At 48.7% G+C, this 19,680-nt stretch carries 16 protein-coding genes, 1 tRNA gene and 1 pseudogene; 3 read left to right on the top strand and 15 right to left on the bottom strand.

The genetic code is table 11. From position 1 onward, the window contains the following. Nucleotides 1-3: 3 nt before the first annotated feature. The 3 genes from FND36_04205 to FND36_04195 form a co-directional block, all read right to left on the bottom strand. Nucleotides 4-870 carry an ABC transporter gene (locus FND36_04205; protein QDW73306.1) on the bottom strand — a complete coding sequence of 289 codons (867 nt, stop codon included), beginning with the start codon at nucleotides 868-870 and terminating at the stop codon, nucleotides 4-6. Next, nucleotides 854-1,858 (bottom strand): ABC transporter ATP-binding protein, encoded by a 1,005-nt coding sequence (locus FND36_04200; GenBank protein ID QDW73305.1) that lies wholly within the window; start codon nucleotides 1,856-1,858, stop codon nucleotides 854-856. Before FND36_04200 ends, FND36_04205 begins: the two co-directional genes overlap by 17 nt. A 305-nt stretch (nucleotides 1,859-2,163) precedes the next feature. Continuing rightward, nucleotides 2,164-2,844 (bottom strand): TIGR00266 family protein, encoded by a 681-nt coding sequence (locus tag FND36_04195; GenBank protein QDW73304.1) that lies wholly within the window; start codon nucleotides 2,842-2,844, stop codon nucleotides 2,164-2,166. A gap of 165 nt (nucleotides 2,845-3,009) precedes the next feature. Between FND36_04195 and FND36_04190 the strand changes: the two genes are divergently transcribed. After that, nucleotides 3,010-3,082: transfer RNA gene (locus tag FND36_04190), tRNA-Ala, on the top strand. A 254-nt stretch (nucleotides 3,083-3,336) separates the two neighbouring features. Then, nucleotides 3,337-3,564 (top strand): helix-turn-helix transcriptional regulator, encoded by a 228-nt coding sequence (locus FND36_04185; protein QDW73303.1) that lies wholly within the window; start codon nucleotides 3,337-3,339, stop codon nucleotides 3,562-3,564. Between the two features lie 150 nt (nucleotides 3,565-3,714). Here the strand turns inward: FND36_04185 and FND36_04180 are convergent, their stop codons facing one another. Continuing rightward, nucleotides 3,715-5,322: an IS1182 family transposase gene (locus FND36_04180; GenBank protein ID QDW73302.1), complete on the bottom strand. Its 1,608-nt coding sequence runs from the start codon at nucleotides 5,320-5,322 to the stop codon at nucleotides 3,715-3,717. Nucleotides 5,323-5,518: 196 nt separating this feature from the next. On the opposite strand from FND36_04180, the gene FND36_04175 reads away from it, so the two are divergent. Continuing rightward, nucleotides 5,519-6,043 (top strand): hypothetical protein, encoded by a 525-nt coding sequence (locus tag FND36_04175; protein QDW73301.1) that lies wholly within the window; start codon nucleotides 5,519-5,521, stop codon nucleotides 6,041-6,043. Nucleotides 6,044-6,109: 66 nt separating this feature from the next. Here the strand turns inward: FND36_04175 and FND36_04170 are convergent, their stop codons facing one another. The 11 genes and pseudogenes from FND36_04170 to FND36_04120 all read right to left on the bottom strand — a co-directional run bounded on the left by FND36_04170 (nucleotide 6,110) and on the right by FND36_04120 (nucleotide 19,660). Then, entirely contained in the window at nucleotides 6,110-7,666 is a 1,557-nt protein-coding gene (locus FND36_04170) for a hydantoinase/oxoprolinase family protein (GenBank protein ID QDW73300.1), read from the bottom strand. Next, entirely contained in the window at nucleotides 7,659-8,759 is a 1,101-nt protein-coding gene (locus tag FND36_04165; GenBank protein ID QDW73299.1) for a DUF917 domain-containing protein, read from the bottom strand. Before FND36_04165 ends, FND36_04170 begins: the two co-directional genes overlap by 8 nt. 157 nt (nucleotides 8,760-8,916) lie before the next feature. Further along, nucleotides 8,917-10,461, bottom strand: a complete 1,545-nt coding sequence (locus FND36_04160) for a PucR family transcriptional regulator (protein QDW73298.1) — start codon at nucleotides 10,459-10,461, stop codon at nucleotides 8,917-8,919. A gap of 8 nt (nucleotides 10,462-10,469) precedes the next feature. Further along, a complete protein-coding gene (locus FND36_04155) occupies nucleotides 10,470-11,330 on the bottom strand; it encodes an HAD family phosphatase (GenBank protein QDW73297.1) in 861 nt (286 codons plus the stop codon). Continuing rightward, complete coding sequence (gene yaaA, locus FND36_04150; GenBank protein QDW73296.1) at nucleotides 11,314-12,081, bottom strand: peroxide stress protein YaaA; 768 nt, start codon at nucleotides 12,079-12,081, stop codon at nucleotides 11,314-11,316. Before yaaA ends, FND36_04155 begins: the two co-directional genes overlap by 17 nt. Beyond that, entirely contained in the window at nucleotides 12,078-13,061 is a 984-nt protein-coding gene (locus FND36_04145; protein QDW73295.1) for a bile acid:sodium symporter family protein, read from the bottom strand. The genes yaaA and FND36_04145 overlap by 4 nt, the downstream gene beginning before the upstream one ends. Next, complete coding sequence (locus FND36_04140) at nucleotides 13,055-14,668, bottom strand: D-aminoacylase (GenBank protein QDW73294.1); 1,614 nt, start codon at nucleotides 14,666-14,668, stop codon at nucleotides 13,055-13,057. Before FND36_04140 ends, FND36_04145 begins: the two co-directional genes overlap by 7 nt. 12 nt (nucleotides 14,669-14,680) lie before the next feature. Continuing rightward, nucleotides 14,681-15,622 (bottom strand): annotated as a pseudogene (locus FND36_04135) (Rpn family recombination-promoting nuclease/putative transposase). A gap of 224 nt (nucleotides 15,623-15,846) precedes the next feature. Beyond that, nucleotides 15,847-16,401: an alpha/beta hydrolase gene (locus FND36_04130; protein ID QDW73293.1), complete on the bottom strand. Its 555-nt coding sequence runs from the start codon at nucleotides 16,399-16,401 to the stop codon at nucleotides 15,847-15,849. Nucleotides 16,402-16,476: 75 nt separating this feature from the next. Next, entirely contained in the window at nucleotides 16,477-18,978 is a 2,502-nt protein-coding gene (locus FND36_04125) for an ABC transporter permease (protein ID QDW73292.1), read from the bottom strand. After that, entirely contained in the window at nucleotides 18,965-19,660 is a 696-nt protein-coding gene (locus FND36_04120) for an ABC transporter ATP-binding protein (GenBank protein ID QDW73291.1), read from the bottom strand. The genes FND36_04125 and FND36_04120 overlap by 14 nt, the downstream gene beginning before the upstream one ends. Nucleotides 19,661-19,680: the final 20 nt, after the last annotated feature.

Genomic DNA, 19,680 nt, shown 5'->3' with positions numbered 1-19,680 from the left:
CTCCTAACTCCACCGTCTCTTCTGGATCATCTGGACCGTCAGGAAGACGAACACTGTGATCAGAGACAGATACAAGATGATGCTCGTTGTGTCAAAAATGTTGTTGGAGGAAATATCGGTAAAAACGTCTGTCAACACGAATTTCTCCAGAATCGAAGCCAGGCCGTTCTCCAAAAGATCGGGCTTTACCGCATACACCCCGATACAGCCCGCCGCCGCCCCGATCTCCAGTACCGCGGCGATCAGCCAATTCTTCGTCATCTGCCAGACCGCGAGAACAGCCAGGGTCAGCAGTACCAAAAACCCCGCCATATTGGCCCCCGCTGAGGAAGGCAGGAAATCCAGTATCCCGCTCCACAGATAGATCAGCATTAAAGCGCCAAACGTTCCAATAGCCGCGATGATCTGGCTCTCTGTCAAAGAAGAAACAAACATGCCAATGGCGATATACACACATCCCAGCAGGAAAAACAACAGGATCGCCAGGTAATCTACCAGGATATAAGCGGTTCCCTGGGCCGCGATGATCAGGGGGAAAATCAAAAAGATCACGCAGGGGACGGCCAAGATCGTGACCATCGCAAGATATTTCCCCAAAACGATCTTAACCAGACTGACAGGCGCTGTCAGAAGAAGCTGATCCGCCTTGCTCTTTCTGTCCTCCGCGAAACTTTTCATAGTCAGGACCGGGATCGCTATCATAAAAACGAAGAGGACCGCTGATATCACATAAGAAAAGTAAGGATATCCATAATTCAGGTTGTACGCCATAAAATAGACTCCGGTAAACGCCACCATAAACGCGATGAACACGCAGCCGATCATCGTATGGAAGTAGGACTGTAATTCTCTTTTATAAATTGCTTTCATTTTCTGTCTCCTCCTCTTTTTTCCTCTCCAGTTCCCGGATCCGCTTGACAGCCCGGCTGTTTCCCTGCGTCAATTCCAGGAAGATTTCTTCCAGGGAAGACTTACTTTCTTTTAATGTGAGAAGGGGCAGCTTTGCTTCCGAGAAAGCCATGAAAATCACTTCCCTTATATCTTCCTTCCCGTCCGTATAGATCTGCGCTTCTGTTACTCCAGAATCCTTTTCCTGATAGTCCGCCTGCTTCACCTGCCGGATCTTCCCAACAATCTTTTTCACCTCATTTACAGTTCCTTTTGCCTCAATCTCCACACGGCCGCTTCCACTCATCAGATTCTCCAGATTCTCCGGGGTGTCGCAGGCCGCCAATTTCCCATTTGAAATAATCAGGATATGGTCGCAGACCTCGCGTACTTCCGCCAGGATATGAGAGCTTAAGATCACCGTATGCTCTTTTGCCAGTTTCCGGATCAGTTCCCGGATTTCAATGATCTGTTTGGGATCCAATCCAACCGTAGGCTCATCCAGGATGATGATCTCCGGGAACCCAAGAATAGCCTGAGCGAGCCCTACTCTCTGACGGAATCCTTTGGACAGGTTCTGGATCATCCGGTCCATCACGTCCCGAAGCCTCGCCATACGGACAACTTTATCAATCTGCGTTTCTCTTTCTGATCTGGGGATTTTCTTTAACTCAGCCGCAAATTTGAGATACTCTGATACGGTCATTTCCATATAGAGCGGCGGCTGCTCCGGCAGATAGCCGATGCATTTTCGTGCTTCCTGCGGTTCCTTTAGAATATCATGCCCATTGATCAGGACTGTACCTTTCGTAGCTCCCAGATATCCGGTCATGATATTCATGGTCGTAGATTTCCCGGCTCCATTGGGGCCGAGAAATCCATAAATCTGACCTTTTTCCACAGTAAAGCTTAGATCATCTACGGCAAGATGAGAGCCGTAGCGTTTCGTGAGATTCTTTACTTCTATCACTTCTCTTCCTCCTGTCACTCATAGAGATGGTATCAGTATAAGAGAAGTTTTTGAAAAGTATGTGGTTTTTTTGTGGTGATTCTGTGAACGCAAGTTACAAGTCACACCCGGCCCAGAATCAAGAGGACAGTAAACGTCATGCTTGCATGTACGTAACTGTCCTCTTGATTCTGGAACAGGGGGTACCCTGGAACTGCCCCCACATAAGCAGTCTTAGCCCGCAGGGCGAAACTGAAGCGCGTATGCGCGACGAGTGCGCATGTGGGGACAGTCCGGGTGTAACTTGTCACAAGCAAAACTTCTGTCTATGCTCCCGATGGCAGATATGGCCGCAGGACTCCTGCCACATTGCTGATCGGCATAGTCTGGAGCCAAACTCTTCCAGGCCCTGTGATTACCGTATTGAAGATACCCTCTCCGCCAAAAAGCATATTCTTTACACCCGGCACGCTTCTGATCTCCATGCTGCAGGTACTTGTCATTGCGGCCAGATGGCCTGTGTCTACCACGATCTGCTGGCCCGGCTGAAGTTCATATTCGATCACATGGCCGTCAAATTCCGCAAAAACCGTTCCCTGTCCAGAGACCTTCTGCATGATAAATCCTTCTCCGCCAAAAAGGCCGGCGCCAAACTTCTTATTAAAGAAGACTGACAGCGTTATTCCCGCCTCTCCCGCCAGGAACGCGCTCTTTTGGAAGATCATCTCCTGTCCTGGCCCGATCTGAAAAGCCCGGATCGATCCCGGGAAACTGGACGCAAAGGCGATCATTCCGTTTCCACCCTCAGATGTATATATATTCTGGAAAATTTTTTCCCCGGCAAACATTCTGCCGAACGCCTTCCCTACTCCTCCATTGGTGCTTGTCTCCATCTTCATATTCGGGGACATCCAGGACATGCTTCCGCCTTCGTTGATCATCTTTTCTCCATCTTCCAGGTAACAAAGCACTACCGGCAGAGTCTCTCCTTTGATTTCATATCTCATATAAAACACCTCCTCATTTTGATGTTTTCATACTACCTTGATATAGAACTATATTCAAGTTTCTTTACGGAAATTTTTCAAAATTATACCATTCTTAAGATAATTTTCAAAATATAAATTAATACTTTTATTTTAAGGCTAAATATGATACAATATTTTCTGCATGGGGCATTAGCGCAGTTGGGAGCGCGCCACACTGGCAGTGTGGAGGCCACGGGTTCAAGTCCCGTATGCTCCATTCCCAAAGCTTTTTATTCGGAACTCTGGAATCATATCCAGCAGTTCCGCTTTTTTTGTTCGGATACATACCGGCAGTATTGCATCCAAAATATGGTGCCGCATTATTTTCCTATCTCCTTTGATTTTACAGTCATTTATGTTACGATATAGCATGTGTGAGAAATCTAACAAGACTTCCTACACCTTATAAGACTCTTCCATCAAAGCTATACTGTACATACTAATCTAATGCGCATAACAGGAGGACAGCAAATGGAATATGGAACGATCCGCATCAAACTGGATGAATTTCTCAAAACGTCCGGTTTGAGCAAGAATATGCTGAGCCACAGAGCTCAGATGCAGCGAACCCAAATCAACAATTATTGCAAAAATCAGATCACCCGGTTAGATATAGATGTCCTGAGCCGGCTTTGCACGGTATTAGACTGTGAGATCGGAGATCTCCTTGAATTCATTCCGCCAGAAAAAACAGATTAAATCAGGCGGGGGTGTCGCAAAATCATCAAATTAGGTGATGGAGCGATACCCTCGCTCCATTTAAAGGAAAACGGAAGTGATTCCACTTTGTTCTGTGGATTACTTCCGTTTTTGAGCATACTTTAATAAAGCTGCTTAGTTTCTGTTTGATTAAGCAGATTTCTTCACTGGAAACAGATGGTTTCCGGTTCGGTCATTTTGTATTTTAGCGTGAAGTTTGTTGAGATTATAGCCCATACTCAATAAAAGAATCTCCAGTTTTACTTTGGTTTTTCCACGGAGTAAAAATCTTTGAAATTCATAGTCGTTTTTCAGGGCTCCAAATGCTCCCTCCACCTGGATCGAACGGTTCATCCGGTATAGGAGCCCGGTTTCGCTCAGGATGTTTTCATAGGATTCCTGTCGTTTCTCCAAAAAGCTTTTGGATACATACAGCCGTTTGTTCCCTTTTGCTTTTGTACATTTCTCTTTATAAGGACAGTCCGTACAATCTTCGCATTCGTAGACGGTGACTTCGGATTCATAGCCACTTTTACTTGTCTGCTTTTTCAGGAAAATCGGCCGCAGTTTCTTCCCGGCATGACACGTATAGGTATCTGTCCTTTCATCATAACCCATGTTCTCACGTTTACTGATATCCTTTTTAAAACTCCTCTTTTTCCATTTCTCATACGTTTGCGGTTTGATATAGGGCTTTTGTTTCTGGTCTCTCAGATAGCTGTATCCTTCTTCACTTTCATATCCTGAATCTGCCGTCACGCTTGGATAACGGAATCCCAGTTTTTCTTCCATTCTCTTTAAAAAAGGGACCAGCGTCCATACATCATTCCGATCCTGAAAAATATCTGTCGCGACAATATATTCGCTGTCCACTGCGATCTGTACGTTATATCCCGGCTTCAACTGGGCATTCCGCATATGGTCATCCTTCATATGCATGAATGTGGCGTCCGGATCCGTCTTACAATAATTATTCCGTCCCCGGAAGCTGGCTGTATGCCAGTCGTAGATGGTCTGCCGTTCCAGAAAACGTTGGAACAGTTCCAGATATTTCTGGTTCCGGCTTTTCTGTTTCCCTCTTCCATGGACAAAAACGGTATGCTGTTCTTTACAGCTCTGTTCCAGAAACCGACAGATCTTCTGAAGATCCTGTGTTCTTGTTCCTTCCGTTACAGAAAAACTCTGTAGATACTCCTGGTTCAGAAGAGCTACGGCTTCCTGTACTTTCTGGAACATTTTTGTTTCCCATTTCCCTACGGATTTTTTCCAGACAAAGGTATATTTGTTTGCGCATGCCTCCAGCTTTGTCCCATCAATAAAAACGGTTTCCTTCGACAGCTCGCCCGCATTTTTCAGTCTCTTTACCATTTGATAGAAGAGATCTTCACAGGCATCCGCCAGGAATCCGGTACGGAAACGTGCGATCGTGCTGTGGTCAGGTGCTTTCTGCCCGGCGAGCAGCCACATAAAGTTGATATCTCGTCTGCATGCGGTTTCAATTTTTCTGGATGAATAAATGTTCTGGGAATACGCATAGGTCAGGATCTTGAACATGGTCTTAGGATCCACTGCCGGATTTCTGCCTTTGGCAGAGTAAGCCTGATACAGCAAGCTGTAATCCAATCCCTCCAATTCGTGGCTCAGCAGTCGGACAGAATCATCATCAGGAACCAAACCTTCCAAATTTAATGGCAAAACCAGTTGATAAGGTTCGCCGAATTCGGTATAATTTTTATGGTATTTTTGGTTAGTAGGCATATCTAATTATACCATGGATTATGGACTCTTCGGGGTCCGTTTTCTGTTTTTGGATATGAAAAAGGAGCGTTGCTCCATAGATGATTACTCATCTATTTTGCAACGCTCCCGTTTTAATTTTCTTTTAATTTTCTTCTTGTATGATAGTTTCATAATCAACAAATACTTACCATATAAAGTGAATGGAGGAAAAAATATGAAGAAATTAAGATTATTAGGATTATTAACTGTTTTGGTATTCTCTTTTACCCTGGCAGGATGCGGAATCGATGATGATTCAGAGACCCAGGAACTGGAATCCAAGGTAGAGCAGCTGGAACAAGAAATCACCAACCTGGAGAAGAATAACAGTCAGAGCGCCTCTTCTGATGACTCTGCCTCTTCTTCCGGCCAGACTTCTGATCAGACTTCCGCCCAGACTTCCGATGACACTTTGGAAACCTTAGAAAGCGCGGTAAACGATGTGGTCACAAAAGCAGACAGCGCGCAGGCTTCCGGATCTGATCAGGAAAACCAAGATCAATTCTTTACATTAAAAGATGAATTAAAAAGTGTGGAAAACCGACTGGATCTCTTTGACGATACCATCGAGGCACAGTACAGACAGGGAACTCTCTCCCTGGAGGAATACCGCTCTCAGGAACACTCTTTAGAAACCTTGGAAGACCAGTTAGATACCGCTGAAGATAAGCTGGAATACACCTTTGGAATAGATGATTAAAAAATTACAAAACAGAGGCAGCGGAAACCTGGATTTCTCTGCCTCTGTCCTTTATGTATGAAAAATTTAGCCCCGCAGCTCTCCGGCCGCTTTGACTTTCACCCGGTTCGTATTTCCCGCATAGTATGCCAGGGGGACATCTTCCACTTCTATAATTTCTATCGTCTCCGGCATCGCGCCCGCCTTTTCCGCAATCTTCGCCGCTTCTTTTTTGGCTGTCTCCAAAGCTTCTTCTCTTGGAACCTTATCATAATCGATCAGCGCTTCATAGGTGCCGCTCACTTTTGAAATCGCTGACCCAATGGCATTGGCACAGCCAAAATGCGCCGGCTTTATGACTTTGGAAGCTCCCTTGATCTGCTCTGGAAGAATGATCGATCCGCCGCCTACCAGGACTACTTCCACATCATCATTGGATACCTTCATAGAATCCACCCCATCTTCTACTAAAGATGAGATCACGTCCATTGCCTTCCGGGCTGTTTCTATACTGATATCCGCCACTTTAGATACATCTCCTACATCCGTCATTCCCAGCCGCGCGGCAATATCTGTAGCGGTCAGCGTATTTCCTCCAAATACCCGCGCCTCCTCTGTAATCTTGTAGCCTACGCTGTCAGGCCCCACTGTCACCGATCCATCCTCTTTGATCCTGACAATAGAACCGCCGCCCAGGCCGATCGAGATTACATCCGGCATCCGGAAATTCGTCCGCACACCTCCGATCGTAACAGCCACCCCGGATTCTCTTGGGAACCCGTTCTGTACATAACCAATATCGGTTGTCGTGCCTCCTACGTCTACAACGATTCCATCCTGCATCCCGCTTAAATACCCGGCGCCCCGAATAGAATTGGTAGGCCCGCAGGCGATCGTCAGAATCGGATACCTCCTGGCGTGCTCTACCGTCATCAATGTTCCGTCATTCTGAGACAGATATACATCCGCGTTTTCGATGCCTTCTTCTCTGAGACTTCTGGCAAACCCTTCAGTAAAGCGCTCTGCTACTTGATAGAGAGCCGCGTTTAAAATAGTGGCGTTTTCTCGTTCGATCAATCCCATCGAGCCAATCTCACTGGAAATAGAGATATGTGTATCATCCCCCATGACCTCCCTGCAAAGCTGGGCCGCCTCTTTTTCCTGTTCTTCACGCACAGTGGAAAACACTCCGGAAATAGCAATGGACTTTACTCCTTTCCCCTTCATTTCCAGGAAAAACTCCTTTGCCGCTTCCCTGTCGAAAGCCGCCAGTTCCTTACCGTCATACTCATAACCCCCGCCGATGATCCTACTGCCTTTTACCATTTTTTGAAGTTCCTCATCCCAGTCCACCATTGGCGGAAGACTGAGCGTTGCCGGCGCCCCGATCCGCAGGATCCCAATGGGCGACAAGTGCTTCCGTTCTACGATCGCATTTGTGCACTGGGTCGTTCCCAGCATAGCCTGACTCACCTGTGTCCGGTCAATCCCAGACTCCGTCAGAACCATCCGCAGCGCTCCCATGATTCCGTCATAAATATCTTCAGAGGTCGGGTATTTGATATCTGCGATCACCTGATTCTCTTCATCAATAATGACCGCGTCCGTATTTGTCCCGCCTACATCAATGCCTAATTTATACACGATCCCTGCCTCCTTTCCACCGTTCTTCCACTGGAATATAGTCCGTATCACATCCAAAATATCTTGGCCCTACCAATTCCAGGCCCTTTTCCGACCGCCAAAGATCGAAACACTTCAGCCCTACTGCCAGGACACGTTTTCCATATTTCAATCCATCCGTTGTAACCGGAACAAAGGTCTCTGTATCTACCAGAGAGATCAGATCCGGAACAGTGGCAAGGATGTTCCCGTCTACTGCCGCTGTAAGGTTTTCATTCTGGAATTCTACCTCTGCTGTCCTTCCCTTATCTTCACCGATTCCTTCCAGCACCACTTTACCAAAATTAAACGCGCCTCTCGTCTCTCTTCTCACATCCGCGATCTTTCCCTTGAACAGCCGGAAACCTTCGGAGAATTCCAGGAAATATTCTTCGGGCGTTTTATCCGCGCAATCCTTCACCTTTCGGATCGCCTCCCCCAGTCTCTGGCTTCTGGTCACGATGTGTTTTACCCCATATGCTTTTAGCTGAGCGCCCGTCAGCGGGTACATAGACACCGATACTGCTCCGCCGCAGCTCATAGTCACTGCCCTTGCCAGCTCCTCTGTCCAATGATTGGTCACCGTCTGAAAGATCACAGAATTCCCTTTTTCATCCGTTAAAGCCATGGGCGAAGCGCTGATCCCTCCTATGGTAAATGTCACCATCTGCAGTTCTGGAAAAGCTCTTCCCATTCCATCCGCGTCCACCATAGGCAGGCCCAGCCTCGCGCTGGCCGCGATCGGAAGCATACTGTTGACTCCGCCTGCTTCGATCGGCATAAACGCATAGATTTCTTTTCCATAAAACCGGCTGACCATTTCATACAATGTCTTATACTCCCGTCCTCCAATACCTTTTTCCCCCAGTACTGTAGGCGCGCCCATCATCGCGATAGGAATCACCAGGGCATCATCCGGGACTTCTTCCGGGTCAAGCAAGTCTACCGGCCCGCACTCTTTTACCGCGCCGATCGCTACCAATTTCCCGATATAAGGATCCCCGCCGCCGCCAGCGCCCAGGAGGGCCGCTCCCAGAGCGATATCCTCTATTTCCTGTAATCCAATCTTCCTCACTGTTTTGCGCTCCTTTCTCTTTTTGCTTTTGACAAAAAGTATATCTCTTTCTCTCCCTCCTATGAACTGTCGGACAGCGCAAAAAAACACCTTTGGTTTTTGTCCTTTTGGACAAAGCCAAAGATGTTTAACCCTGCATTTTCTAATATCAAACTTCTTAACAGACCAGCCTGCTGACTGCGGCCGCCTGATAGAGATACATACATTCCGGCATTTGGTCCAGGCGGCATCCCAAAAGGCCGCTGATCCTCCTTAACCTGTATTTCACCGTATTCTTATGAATATAAAGGAGTTCAGCCGTCTTAGATACGCTCATGTCTCCATCCAGGAAATAGACCCGCAAAGTAGCTTCCAGGTCTGCGCCCTCCTGCTTTTCCCGAAAAGGGGCAAGAATGTCCGTACATTTTTTCAAGGAATCCTCCCCTTGTTCAATAAGACAACGGCATTCTCTGGCAAACTCCATCTCTCCGTGACAGAAGATCCTTTTTTCCGGAAATATTTTTCTTGCGTCCTCCAGGTATTTCTGGTGGGCAAGAAATGCTTCCCTTACGTTCCCCGTATCCTGAAGATGGCTGTAGCGCACGATCGTCGCCTCATCTTCCCGCACCGCTTCCAGAAGTTCCCCCAGGAACATCTCTGCCTGTTTGGGCGAATCCGGCGTGCTTAGGAAAAATAGAAAACAATCTTCATATTGGTCGCAGACGGTCAGCCCTGGATAAGAGCCTAAGATCTCTTCAAATTGATGCTGTTTCCCAGAAAAGCCGCCGTGCAGGACCCACATCTCATGGATCGAAGAAACATCGATATGGAAAATATCCGCCAGCCGACGCATTTTGATCGGCTCATCCTGGAGGATCGCCCGCACCAGTTCACGCACCGCGATCTCCCCATGTCCCCGGTTCCAGATATTCAAACTGATCCGCACAATATCTGCCGCCTGATAAAGGAGTTCTTCATGCAGAGGCCCTCCTTCTTTGATAATGGCCAGTTCCATATTTCTTCCCGTTTCTGTGCGGATGTCTCTGAAATAAGCCGTTTCTCCCTCCGGCAGTTTTATTTCTCCATGTGTCTGCCCCAGCTTCTGTTTGACCTGTTCCTCCCGGTTCCTTGGCCAGGCGATCAGATTCAGGATCTGCCCGGAAGCATCTTTTAAAAGCACGGTTGCGGAAAGTCGGTCACTTAACATTTTCAGCACGGTATTGATAGACCTTTGATGGGCAGGCAAGTCGGAAATACGGCCAAGAATATCCGAAACAATAGATTCTCTGCGCATACGGTCCCGATAGATACATTCCGTCACATCCATGATCACTTCGCTGTAACGGAGCAGTTTCTCTCCTTCCGGCATTGTGATCAGCACAAAATCATATTCGTCTGCCAGATCGATCAGTCTCTGGTCAACGCTTTTCATATAGACGCCCACATAGAACAGGATCAATCCCACTTCTCCGCCTTCCGCAAGCCGGCGTATATTTGCGCATTGAAGTTCTACATCGTCCAGGATGTTCAAAAATCCCGTGATCACAATCTCACTTCCAAAAAACTCTCCATCCGGAAACATGCCATCGGTCAGATACGCCGGATTAACGGATTCCAGAATGGAGATCGAAGATACGATCCTGCCAAGTCCTTTATGTCCGCCTAAGACCCTGGCGCCCCTCATGGAAGGCAGTTCCAAAAGATCCGCAACTGTTACACTCATTTCTTTCTCTACCTTTCTGTCCCGCTTTCAATCCTTCCATCTTTGAACATCCGTTCCAGTTCCACAGCAACCCCATCTTCATCGTTGGATCCCGCGATCCGATCTGCCATCGCCTTACAGCCTAAAACAGCATTTCCTACCGCCACGCCGGTGCCCGCCAGACGGAGCAGCTCTTTATCATTGTCTCCATCTCCAAAAGCTGCCAATTCTTCCTGTTTAAGCCCCAGATGTTCCAGGAGGAACCCCACTGCCGGAGCCTTCCCCGCCTCCTTGTAGGCAATCTCCAAAAGCTGCGGTACAGACGATGTTACATATACTTCTCTCACCTGAGTTTCTATTGTTTTCCAAAGTTCTTCTTTTCCATCCCGGATCACGATATCAATGCTGTCCAGTTCTTCTTTATGCTGCCGGATGAAGCTTCCCATATCTTCCACCGGTTCTCTGGTACGCTGGATATAGGGCACCGCTCCCGGCGCCGCTCCATACCGGACCGGATCTTCCACATACGAAGCCTGAGCGTAAGCCTTCCCCCGGATAAAAGTTTCGTAGGCCACGTCCATAGCAGCCGTCAGCTCCAGGATAGCTTCCACCGACTCCGGTGTCAATTTATATTCCCTCAGTATTTCTTTTGACTGCAGATCCCAGACCAAGGCTCCATTGGAAGTGACCGCGTACCGGATTCCCGGAAGCTCCGTGACTTCCTCCGGCAGAGACTCAAGCGGCCTTCCGCTGGCAACGATCACATGGGCCTGTTTTTCCAGCGCCCGTTCGATCGCCTGTTTCGTCCTTGCGCTCAATTGTCCCCGGCTGTTCAAAGTGGTCCCGTCCAGGTCCAAAGCAATACACTTGATCTTATTTGCTTCTGTCATTCTGACTTTCCTCCTTCAGGAATACATAGGTATCTTCTGAGGATAAGGATGGACGGAAACGGTATCCCAGACGGTCAAATCCCTGGATCATCCGCACATCTTCAATGCTTTCCTCCGCCATGTACCGGACCATCTCTCCTCTGGCCATTTTCGCCAGGATTCCTTTCTGCCGGACCTTTCCGTCGGACCATTCTCCAAACACACAGGTCAGGCACCGGTCCTCTGGCCCCAGATAATCTTCCACGCATTTGGAATATTCTTTTGACGCCAGATTCAGGATGGTCTCACCCTTTCCTGCCACCTGCCGATAGATCTTATCCTTCCAAAATCCATAGAGATCCTTTGTCCCGTTTACTTTTGCCTTAGCCTGCATTTCCAGACGATAAGGCCTTATCCCATCGAGAGGTCTTACCACACCATAGAAACCAGATAAGATCCTAAGATGCTCCTGGATATATTCCATGGCCTTTTCCTCAAATACCGCGGGAGCCATATACTGGTACTGGATCCCTTCATAAGAGAGGATAGCCGGCGTAAGCTGGGCTTCCAGATCCATCTTCTGAATTCTTTCATAATTCTGGGATGCGATCTTCTCGTTACAGTTCCACAGCTTCTTTGCTTCCTCAAAAGACAGCTTCCGAAGCCACTCCAGCAGCTCTTTTGTTTCTTCCAGGAACACCGGTGTTGTCTGGTACTCTATTGTATCGGTATCTGTCTTCATCTTTTTCGCTGGTGAAATAATGATCTTCATCCTTCCTGCCGCCTTTCCCTTAAATGCTGCTCCTTTTCCCCTTCCTTCCGGGAAATCCATGACCCGAATGCCGCGGCCAGCACCTGCTGAAATAAGGTGCCGATCATAACCGGGAACATAACTTCTCCCGGAAAATAAGCCGCCGCGATCACCGCTCCCGCGCTGATATTGCGCATACCTGATCCATACATCACGGCTACCGCGTTTTCCCTGCCAAGTCCCAGCAGCCGGGCCGCGGACCAGCCTAGAATATAGCCGCTGGAGGCAAGACAGAGGATACAAAGCGCCACAGCCGCACGTTCCAGATTCAGATGTCTGACATAAGGCGCTACCTTTGAGGAATTCGAGCTGACTACGAAGATAATACACAGCTTGGAGAAAAACGCAAGCCTGGAAGGCCACGTCTTCTTTACTTGCCCATGGCTTGCCTGGTTCAGGCACATTGCGGCCACTGCCGGAAGGGCGATCATAAATACCAGCTCCCGCATCATTCCTGCGGTATCCATCTCCACACGGGCGCCGATCAACAGATGGAGCGTAGCCGGGATCACAAAAGGCGCCAACACAGTATCAATGATCACTAATGACAAGGCCATAGAGTTGTTCCCCCGGTAGATCGACACCCACATGACCCCTACCACAGCAGTCGGCACCGCAAACTCCAGCACCATTCCCGTGATCAGATTCGCATTATCCGGGAACAACAAGTGCCCCAGGCCAAAGGCTGCCGCCGGCATCACCACATGCAGGATCAGGATCGATACCAGAAGGGGCAGCGGTCTTTTGAACACTTCTCCAATATCCTGGAAACTGGACTTCAATGCGCCGATAAATGTCATGATCGCAAACATGACAGGAACAAAAGGCACCCCTCTGCCAGCGATCTCCGGAAACAAAACGCCAAAGAGCAGACATAGGGGAGTCACAAAGGCCATATGCTTTTCAATAAAGGTATTCATTCGATTCATTCGGTCTAACATTTTCCCGCCTTTCCCGTTCTCCGAAGCAGTCTTCCCGGCATCTGTCCTGTCAGCTTTCCTTCCCGGTATACCGTCTGCCCGTTTACGATCACACAGTCAATCCCGCCGGCCGGCACGTTGGAATGAACATAGTCCGCCCGGTCTTCCAGTTTTTCATAGTCCAAAATCAAAAGATCTGCCGCCCAGCCGTCTTTCACCGCTCCCCGCTGTTCCAGAAAGATCCGTTCTGCCGGAAGCAGAGTCAGTCTGTGGATCATTTCTTCCAGGGTCAGCAGCTGCTTCTCTTTTTGGAAATAGGCAATCGCACGGGGAAAGGAACTCCAGGCTCTGGGATGTCCTTTTTCCTCCATCCCCCTGCAAAGCCCGTCTGTACCCACGCACACATTCGGATTCGAAAAAATACGGCAAAGATCTTCCTCGCACATAGAAAAATAAATAAAATTCCCGGCGCCGCCATTCTTCGCGAATAATTCCAGATAAGTCTCCGTCCCGGTCTTTCCCATGACTGCCGCCGCTTCCTTTACCGTCATTCCTTCATACTCCGCTGTCATTGGAAGCGATGAGATCATGATCTGATCCCATCCGCCGCAATTCCTGTACTGATTCTCAAAATCCTGGCGGTTCTCAATCTCCCATCCGATCCGTTGGCGAAGATCTGACTTGTCTGCTTTATCTCTCAGCCTTTCTGCCAGGGCCGCCGCGCCTTCTTCAAAATAATCCGGAGGGATCACCGCGCTCATATTGGTCATGGAAGCCAAATAAGGATACTGATCCAGCGTCACCTGCTGTCCCGCTGCTCTGGCCTCTTCCAGCAGTCTCAATGTCTCCCTGCTCTTTCCCCAGTTTTGTACTCCGCAGACCTTATGATGAGAAAGGAAGACCGGGACCCCTGCCTTTCGTCCAATCTCAAGAGCTTCCCGGACCGCCTCTGTCACATTGTCGGACTCATTTCTGATATGGCTGGTATAGATTCCTCCATATTCTGCCACCACTTTGCACAACTCAATCAGTTCTTCTGTATCGGCGTAGCACCCTGGCGGATAGATCAGACCGCTGCTCATGCCAAGAACCCCTTGTTCCATGCCGTCTCTAAGCAGGCGCTTCATTTCCTCTATCTCTTTTGGCCCTGCTTTCCGGTTCTGATATCCCATCACCCCCGCCCGCAGGGTACTGTGTCCTGCCAGCAGCCTTATGTTTTGCGCCAGCGGGATATGTTCTATCCAGCGGAAATATGGCCCATAACCGGTAAAGGTTTCAAATTCTCTTGGATAGGAAACCACGTCTCCCGCAATTACGGCTTTTGCTTCCTCCACGCGTCCAGGACGCACCGGCGCCATAGACTCTCCACACTGTCCTGCTACTTCTGTGGTGATCCCCTGGCTCACCTTGCACAGCGCCCCAAAATCACTTCCAAGAATACCGTCTCCGTGAGAGTGGGCGTCCACAAATCCCGGACACACATATTTTCCAGACGCATCGATCACCTGCCTGGCTTCCCCTTCTGCCGGAAGAACGATACGTCCCTCCTTCACTCCTATATCTCCTTCATATGCCGGATCTCCTGTCCCGTCAATGATGGTTCCGTTCACGATCTTTAAATCCAGCATCTTACGTCCTCCTTATCTGTCAGCGCCTGTTTCAGTTCCCTCTTCCTGTATCTTTTGCGCCAGTTCCCGGATCACTTTCTGATCCTCTTCCAGAAGACAGGCGATCTCTTCCACTCCCATCCCCTTTTCCAGTTTCTTCCGGGTCAATTCCAGCAGGATCTCCTGCTTCCCTTGTTTGATTCCTCGCTCAATTCCTTGTTTGACTCCTTGCTCAATCCCCCGCTGCAAAGAACTGCTTATCTGCGAGTTGTAATCCCGGATCGCCTTTTCCCTCGCCTCATATTCCAGCCTTGCCCGGTCATCCGCGCTTAACTTCTGCAGTTCCTGATATGCCTCATCCAGATATTCACTTGTCTTCGCCATATCCTCAAACTCCTCCCTGCTCTTCCCACTTAAGAACCGCATCCAATTAAGCAGTTTATCCTAGCTTTTCACTTCCTTTGGAATCTTCCTTAGTTCCAGAACCTGGATTTCCATTAGATCTGTGTAGACCTGTCCTGTACTTTGGTCACAAAAGCCAACCTTACGGTAACACTCTGTGTCATCTTCAAAATAGATAAAGTCCAGAATACTGACATGGATGCATTTTTTCAATTTTTCGTAGGATTCTCCCTTTTTTAACTGGTCTACAAACATCTTACTAAGATAAAAAACACTTCTGGCATCCCAGTGGGCAAAATACGCCACCTGCATTTCCATGTCAATCTGTATACCATCCCGCAGTCGGACGCGGACATCCAGAATCCCCAGCTTATCTTCTGTGTATTCCGGCTGCAGGATGGTTGGAAGCAGCGTCGTATCTTCAATTTCATTCGGGCTCCTTCCCAATAGTGCCGCAATGAACCCTTTTCTTACTTTCGGATTATGCATCAATCCTTTGAAGCACACATCCACAGTGGGAAACATAATAAAATCATCTGTTTTCTTTTCCATCAGACCGCTCCTTTCCCGCATGCGCAGGAAAGAATCCCGGTCTTTCCCTTATGGTAGCACATTTGCCAGTCTGGTAAAAGACAGAATTTTATCCTGCACATCCTATACATTGTCTTGTCATTGGGGTTTTTGATAAGAACTTACATTGAAACTAATACGTCTGCAATGATACAGACTTCACCGGGCAGACAGAACGGCTGCCCGGCATCTTTGTCTATTGAGAATAGCATATCTTTTATAAAATATCAATTTCTTCTGCATATATACTCTTCTGTTTTCTTCATGATCTGTTTCAGGTTTTCCAAATCTGTCCCTACTTCTTTTGTCTCTAAGGAATGGTCTGCTTCTGGAATGGTCACCAGCGGAAATCCTGCCTGTCTGCACCCTTCCTCCACGATCTTCGTCTCTGCCCAGGAATCGTTTGTTCCATGAAATACCAGGCCTTCCTGTTTCATAAACTGGAAGGAAGCCTCCACCGGCGTATAGTAGATGTTCCGTGTTTTCAATCCCTGCTTCAAAGCAAAGGCGGAGGCCACTGCCGTCCCTACGCTTTTCGAGATGAAAAGGATTTCCTCATATTTTGCAAATTCCACATCCGCCAATATCTGTTCCGCCTGTTTTACCGCGCTAAAAAATGCCTTTTCCATCTTCTCTTTGGAACCTTTTACTCCTTCTGGGAAATCTCCATAGGGCACCTCCCGTATCTCATACCCCAGGTTTTTCGCAAGCATCTTGCTGTAGTACAGCAGCGGCTTATCCGCATGATAGCCGATTCCGGGAAAGATCACCGCCAGTTTCATAGTCATTATCCTCCTTTTCTTCTCGCCTCCATTCTACTTCTATTGGTCGTTTTTGGGAAGCCCTCAAATTCAAATCTACTCCACGCCTTTGATCCGCTCTACCACACTTCCCCGCCTTTCCATCCATTTCCCGGCCGCCACCGGAACCGCCATGCAGATTATCAAGATCAGCACGGCCACTGCCGCCACCGGAAGAATCGGCACTGCAAAAGGCGCTCCCATATAATTCATAGACTGGTACACGCCATAGGTCACCGCAAGTCCTAAAGTCCCGGTCAGACAGATCGAAAGTCCCGCGAAAAAGGCGCCTTCCAGCATAAGCAGCCGATTCCTTTGACGGTCCGTCATTCCAATACTCTCCAAAACTGCCAGCTCCACCTGACGGCTTTGGATATTTCCGATCACCGTATTCACATAGTTTAAGATTCCGATCAGGGCCAGGATGGCCGCGATCCCGATTCCAACTTCCATCATATTCCCTTGTGCTTCTTTCACGTTCTTTGCCTCTTCGATCTTAGAAACGTAAGAAAAATCTCTGGCGTCCGGGCTTCCATCCATAAGACCCACCATAGCCTGCTCCGCCGCCTCATCATAGGATTCCTGGTACTGGATGCTCACTTTAGATACAAAGGGCGAGAGATTCCATTGCTCTACCGCCTTCTGGCTGACAATGACCGCCGGCGGTATTCCAAGCATAGGACCTGTATAATAGTCTTCATCCGTAAGTCCCGCGATCTCAAAGGATCTGGTATTCTCCCCATTCCCGTATTCCGCGCAGGTAATCTTTTCTTTCGCGAAATCTTCTGCTGTAAAATCCAGCTGATCCCGGTATAGTACGCAGGTCTTTCCTTCCAGAAATTCTTTCTTATCGATCTTTTTCTCCAATCCCTGCTGCATTTGGTCAAAATCCGTTTCATCGATCCCTACCAGAAAAGTACCGAAATTCTCCGGATGTGCTTTATACTCTTCCACGTCTTCTTCATAAGGGACAGACATCCACGTGGCGTAAACCTCCCGCATCCACCGGTCCGCCACCTCCGGTTCCCAGGGGATCATGATCTCTGACACCACTATCGGATGCATCTCCTGTACTTTGGAATTACTCCTGATCGCCCCAAGGAACTGGCCGTCCAAAATATCCCGCCATTCCTTATGGTCTTCTTTCTTCATTGTGTCATTTTCTATGGTCATATCTACATCCATATAGGTACTGACAAAAGTCCTGGGGCCCTGGCTTTGGATCAGAGTGATCAGACATAAGAATACCGATAAGCCCGCCGCCAGAGACAAGGTGATCACCACAGATTTTTTCTTGTCCTTTTTCAGCTGTTCCAGCGCCATCCTCCATAACAGCTTTCCTTTCGCCGTCTTGCGGCTGCTTTTCCTTCCGCCGGATGGCCGGTAACCCAAAGCCTCAATCGGAGAAATAGCCTCTGCCATCCGGGCTGGTTTGCGGCTCCCGATCCATATCGTTATTGCCGCCAAAAGAATCGTCAACGCAAATACCGCCGGGTGAAAGGCAATCTGAATCTTTCCCGCCTCTTCCCGTACCCCTAAGAACCGTACCACAGACGGGATCAAGACGAAGGAAACACCGCTTCCAAGAGCCAACCCGGCCAGGATCCCGCCGCTCCCAAGGAGCAGCATCTGCCGTCTTAAAAGCCCGCGGATCTGGCTTCCGGTCATGCCGATCGTCTGTAAAAGTCCATAATACCGGACATTTCCTGATACGGACAAATATAAGATATTATAGATCAAAAGATAGGCGCAAAAACAAGTCACCAGGGCAATGCCGCATAGTCCCAGGAAGAGAGGGATCGATTCCCCCATCTCAACGGTATAGAAAAGACGCTGCTGTTTTCCCAAATCCAGGCTTTCGATAAAATCCTCCTGGGCCTTTTCCGTCATAAATTTCTGCTTAAAATCAATGTGATATCTGCCGGAAGCCGCATCGGAGAGCTGATAACCGCACTGCCGGTAAAACGCTTCCGATACATAGAACACCTTCTGGTCCCCGTATCCGGCCCAAATTCCGGAAATCTTGAATTCTCCGGTTTTTTTCTGGCCGCTTCCGTCTATATATTGGGCGGTCAGTGTATCTCCGATCGTCAGATCCGGCGTTCCGCAGGCTTCCAGCGCTTTTTCCGTCACCAAGATCTCCCGCTCCGCCCGCGGATATGTCCCCTTCATCCATTTCCTGGCAGGCGCTTTCATCTCCCTCCAGTAAATTTCATCCGCCCACATCAGACCCACACTTACCGTATCATCGTATTCTGTCGATTCAATAGCTCCTGCTACCGCACAGATCCCCGTCTTCACGATATCCGGGTCTGTCTCACACTTCTCCCGCTGGGCATCGGTCAGTCCGTACATGATGGCATCAAACTTGGCGCCGCTCATACGGATATTCTGTACCTGGAACATCTTGTAGTATGTGATGCCCACCGTAAATACACTGAACAGCATAAATACAGACAAGACGATGGCCAGCAGCAGGATGGCCGTCCGGCCCCGATTGCTCTTCAATGACCGGCCAGCCATCCGGCGGATCACTTTTTGATTATTATTGCTCAGCATAACCGTCACCTGCCTTTACGATCTTGCCGTCCTCGATATGCACGATCCGATCTGCCATCTGGGCGATATCCATATCGTGGGTGATCAGGATGATAGTCTGCTGGAATTCTCTCGCCGCCACTTTTAAGAGCCCGATCACATCATGGCTGGCAGCCGTATCCAGATTGCCTGTAGGCTCATCCGCCAGAAGGATCGCCGGCTTAGCCGCGATCGCTCTTGCGATGGCTACCCGCTGCTGCTGTCCGCCGGAAAGCGTACCTGGAAGAGCTTCTTTCTTTTCTTCCAATTGAAGGAAGTCCAGGATTTCCCGAACAAACTTGTGATCCACTCTTCTTCCATCCAATTCCACCGGAAGAACCACATTTTCATATACATTTAGATCTGGTACCAGGTTATAACTCTGGAACACAAATCCCACTTTTCTCCGGCGGAAGACCGCAAGCTGTTCTTTCTTCATGCCAGACAGCTTCCTTCCCGCCACATAAACCTCCCCAGCGGTAGGCACGTCCAGACCTCCGATCATATGAAGGAGAGTGCTCTTGCCGCTCCCGGATTTTCCGATCAAGGCCACAAATTCCCGCTCTCTTACCCGGAAATCCACACCATCCAGGGCTTTGACCGTATTATCTCCTAATCGGTAGTATTTCTTCAACTGTTCTGTTTTCACGATCCAATCGTTCATATTCTGCCTCCTTATCTTTT

The organism is Lachnospiraceae bacterium KGMB03038, assembly GCA_007361935.1.
Classification (GTDB): domain Bacteria; phylum Bacillota; class Clostridia; order Lachnospirales; family Lachnospiraceae; genus Massilistercora.
Note: the sequence above shows the minus strand (reverse complement) of the source record. Positions and strands in the feature narration are given on the sequence as shown.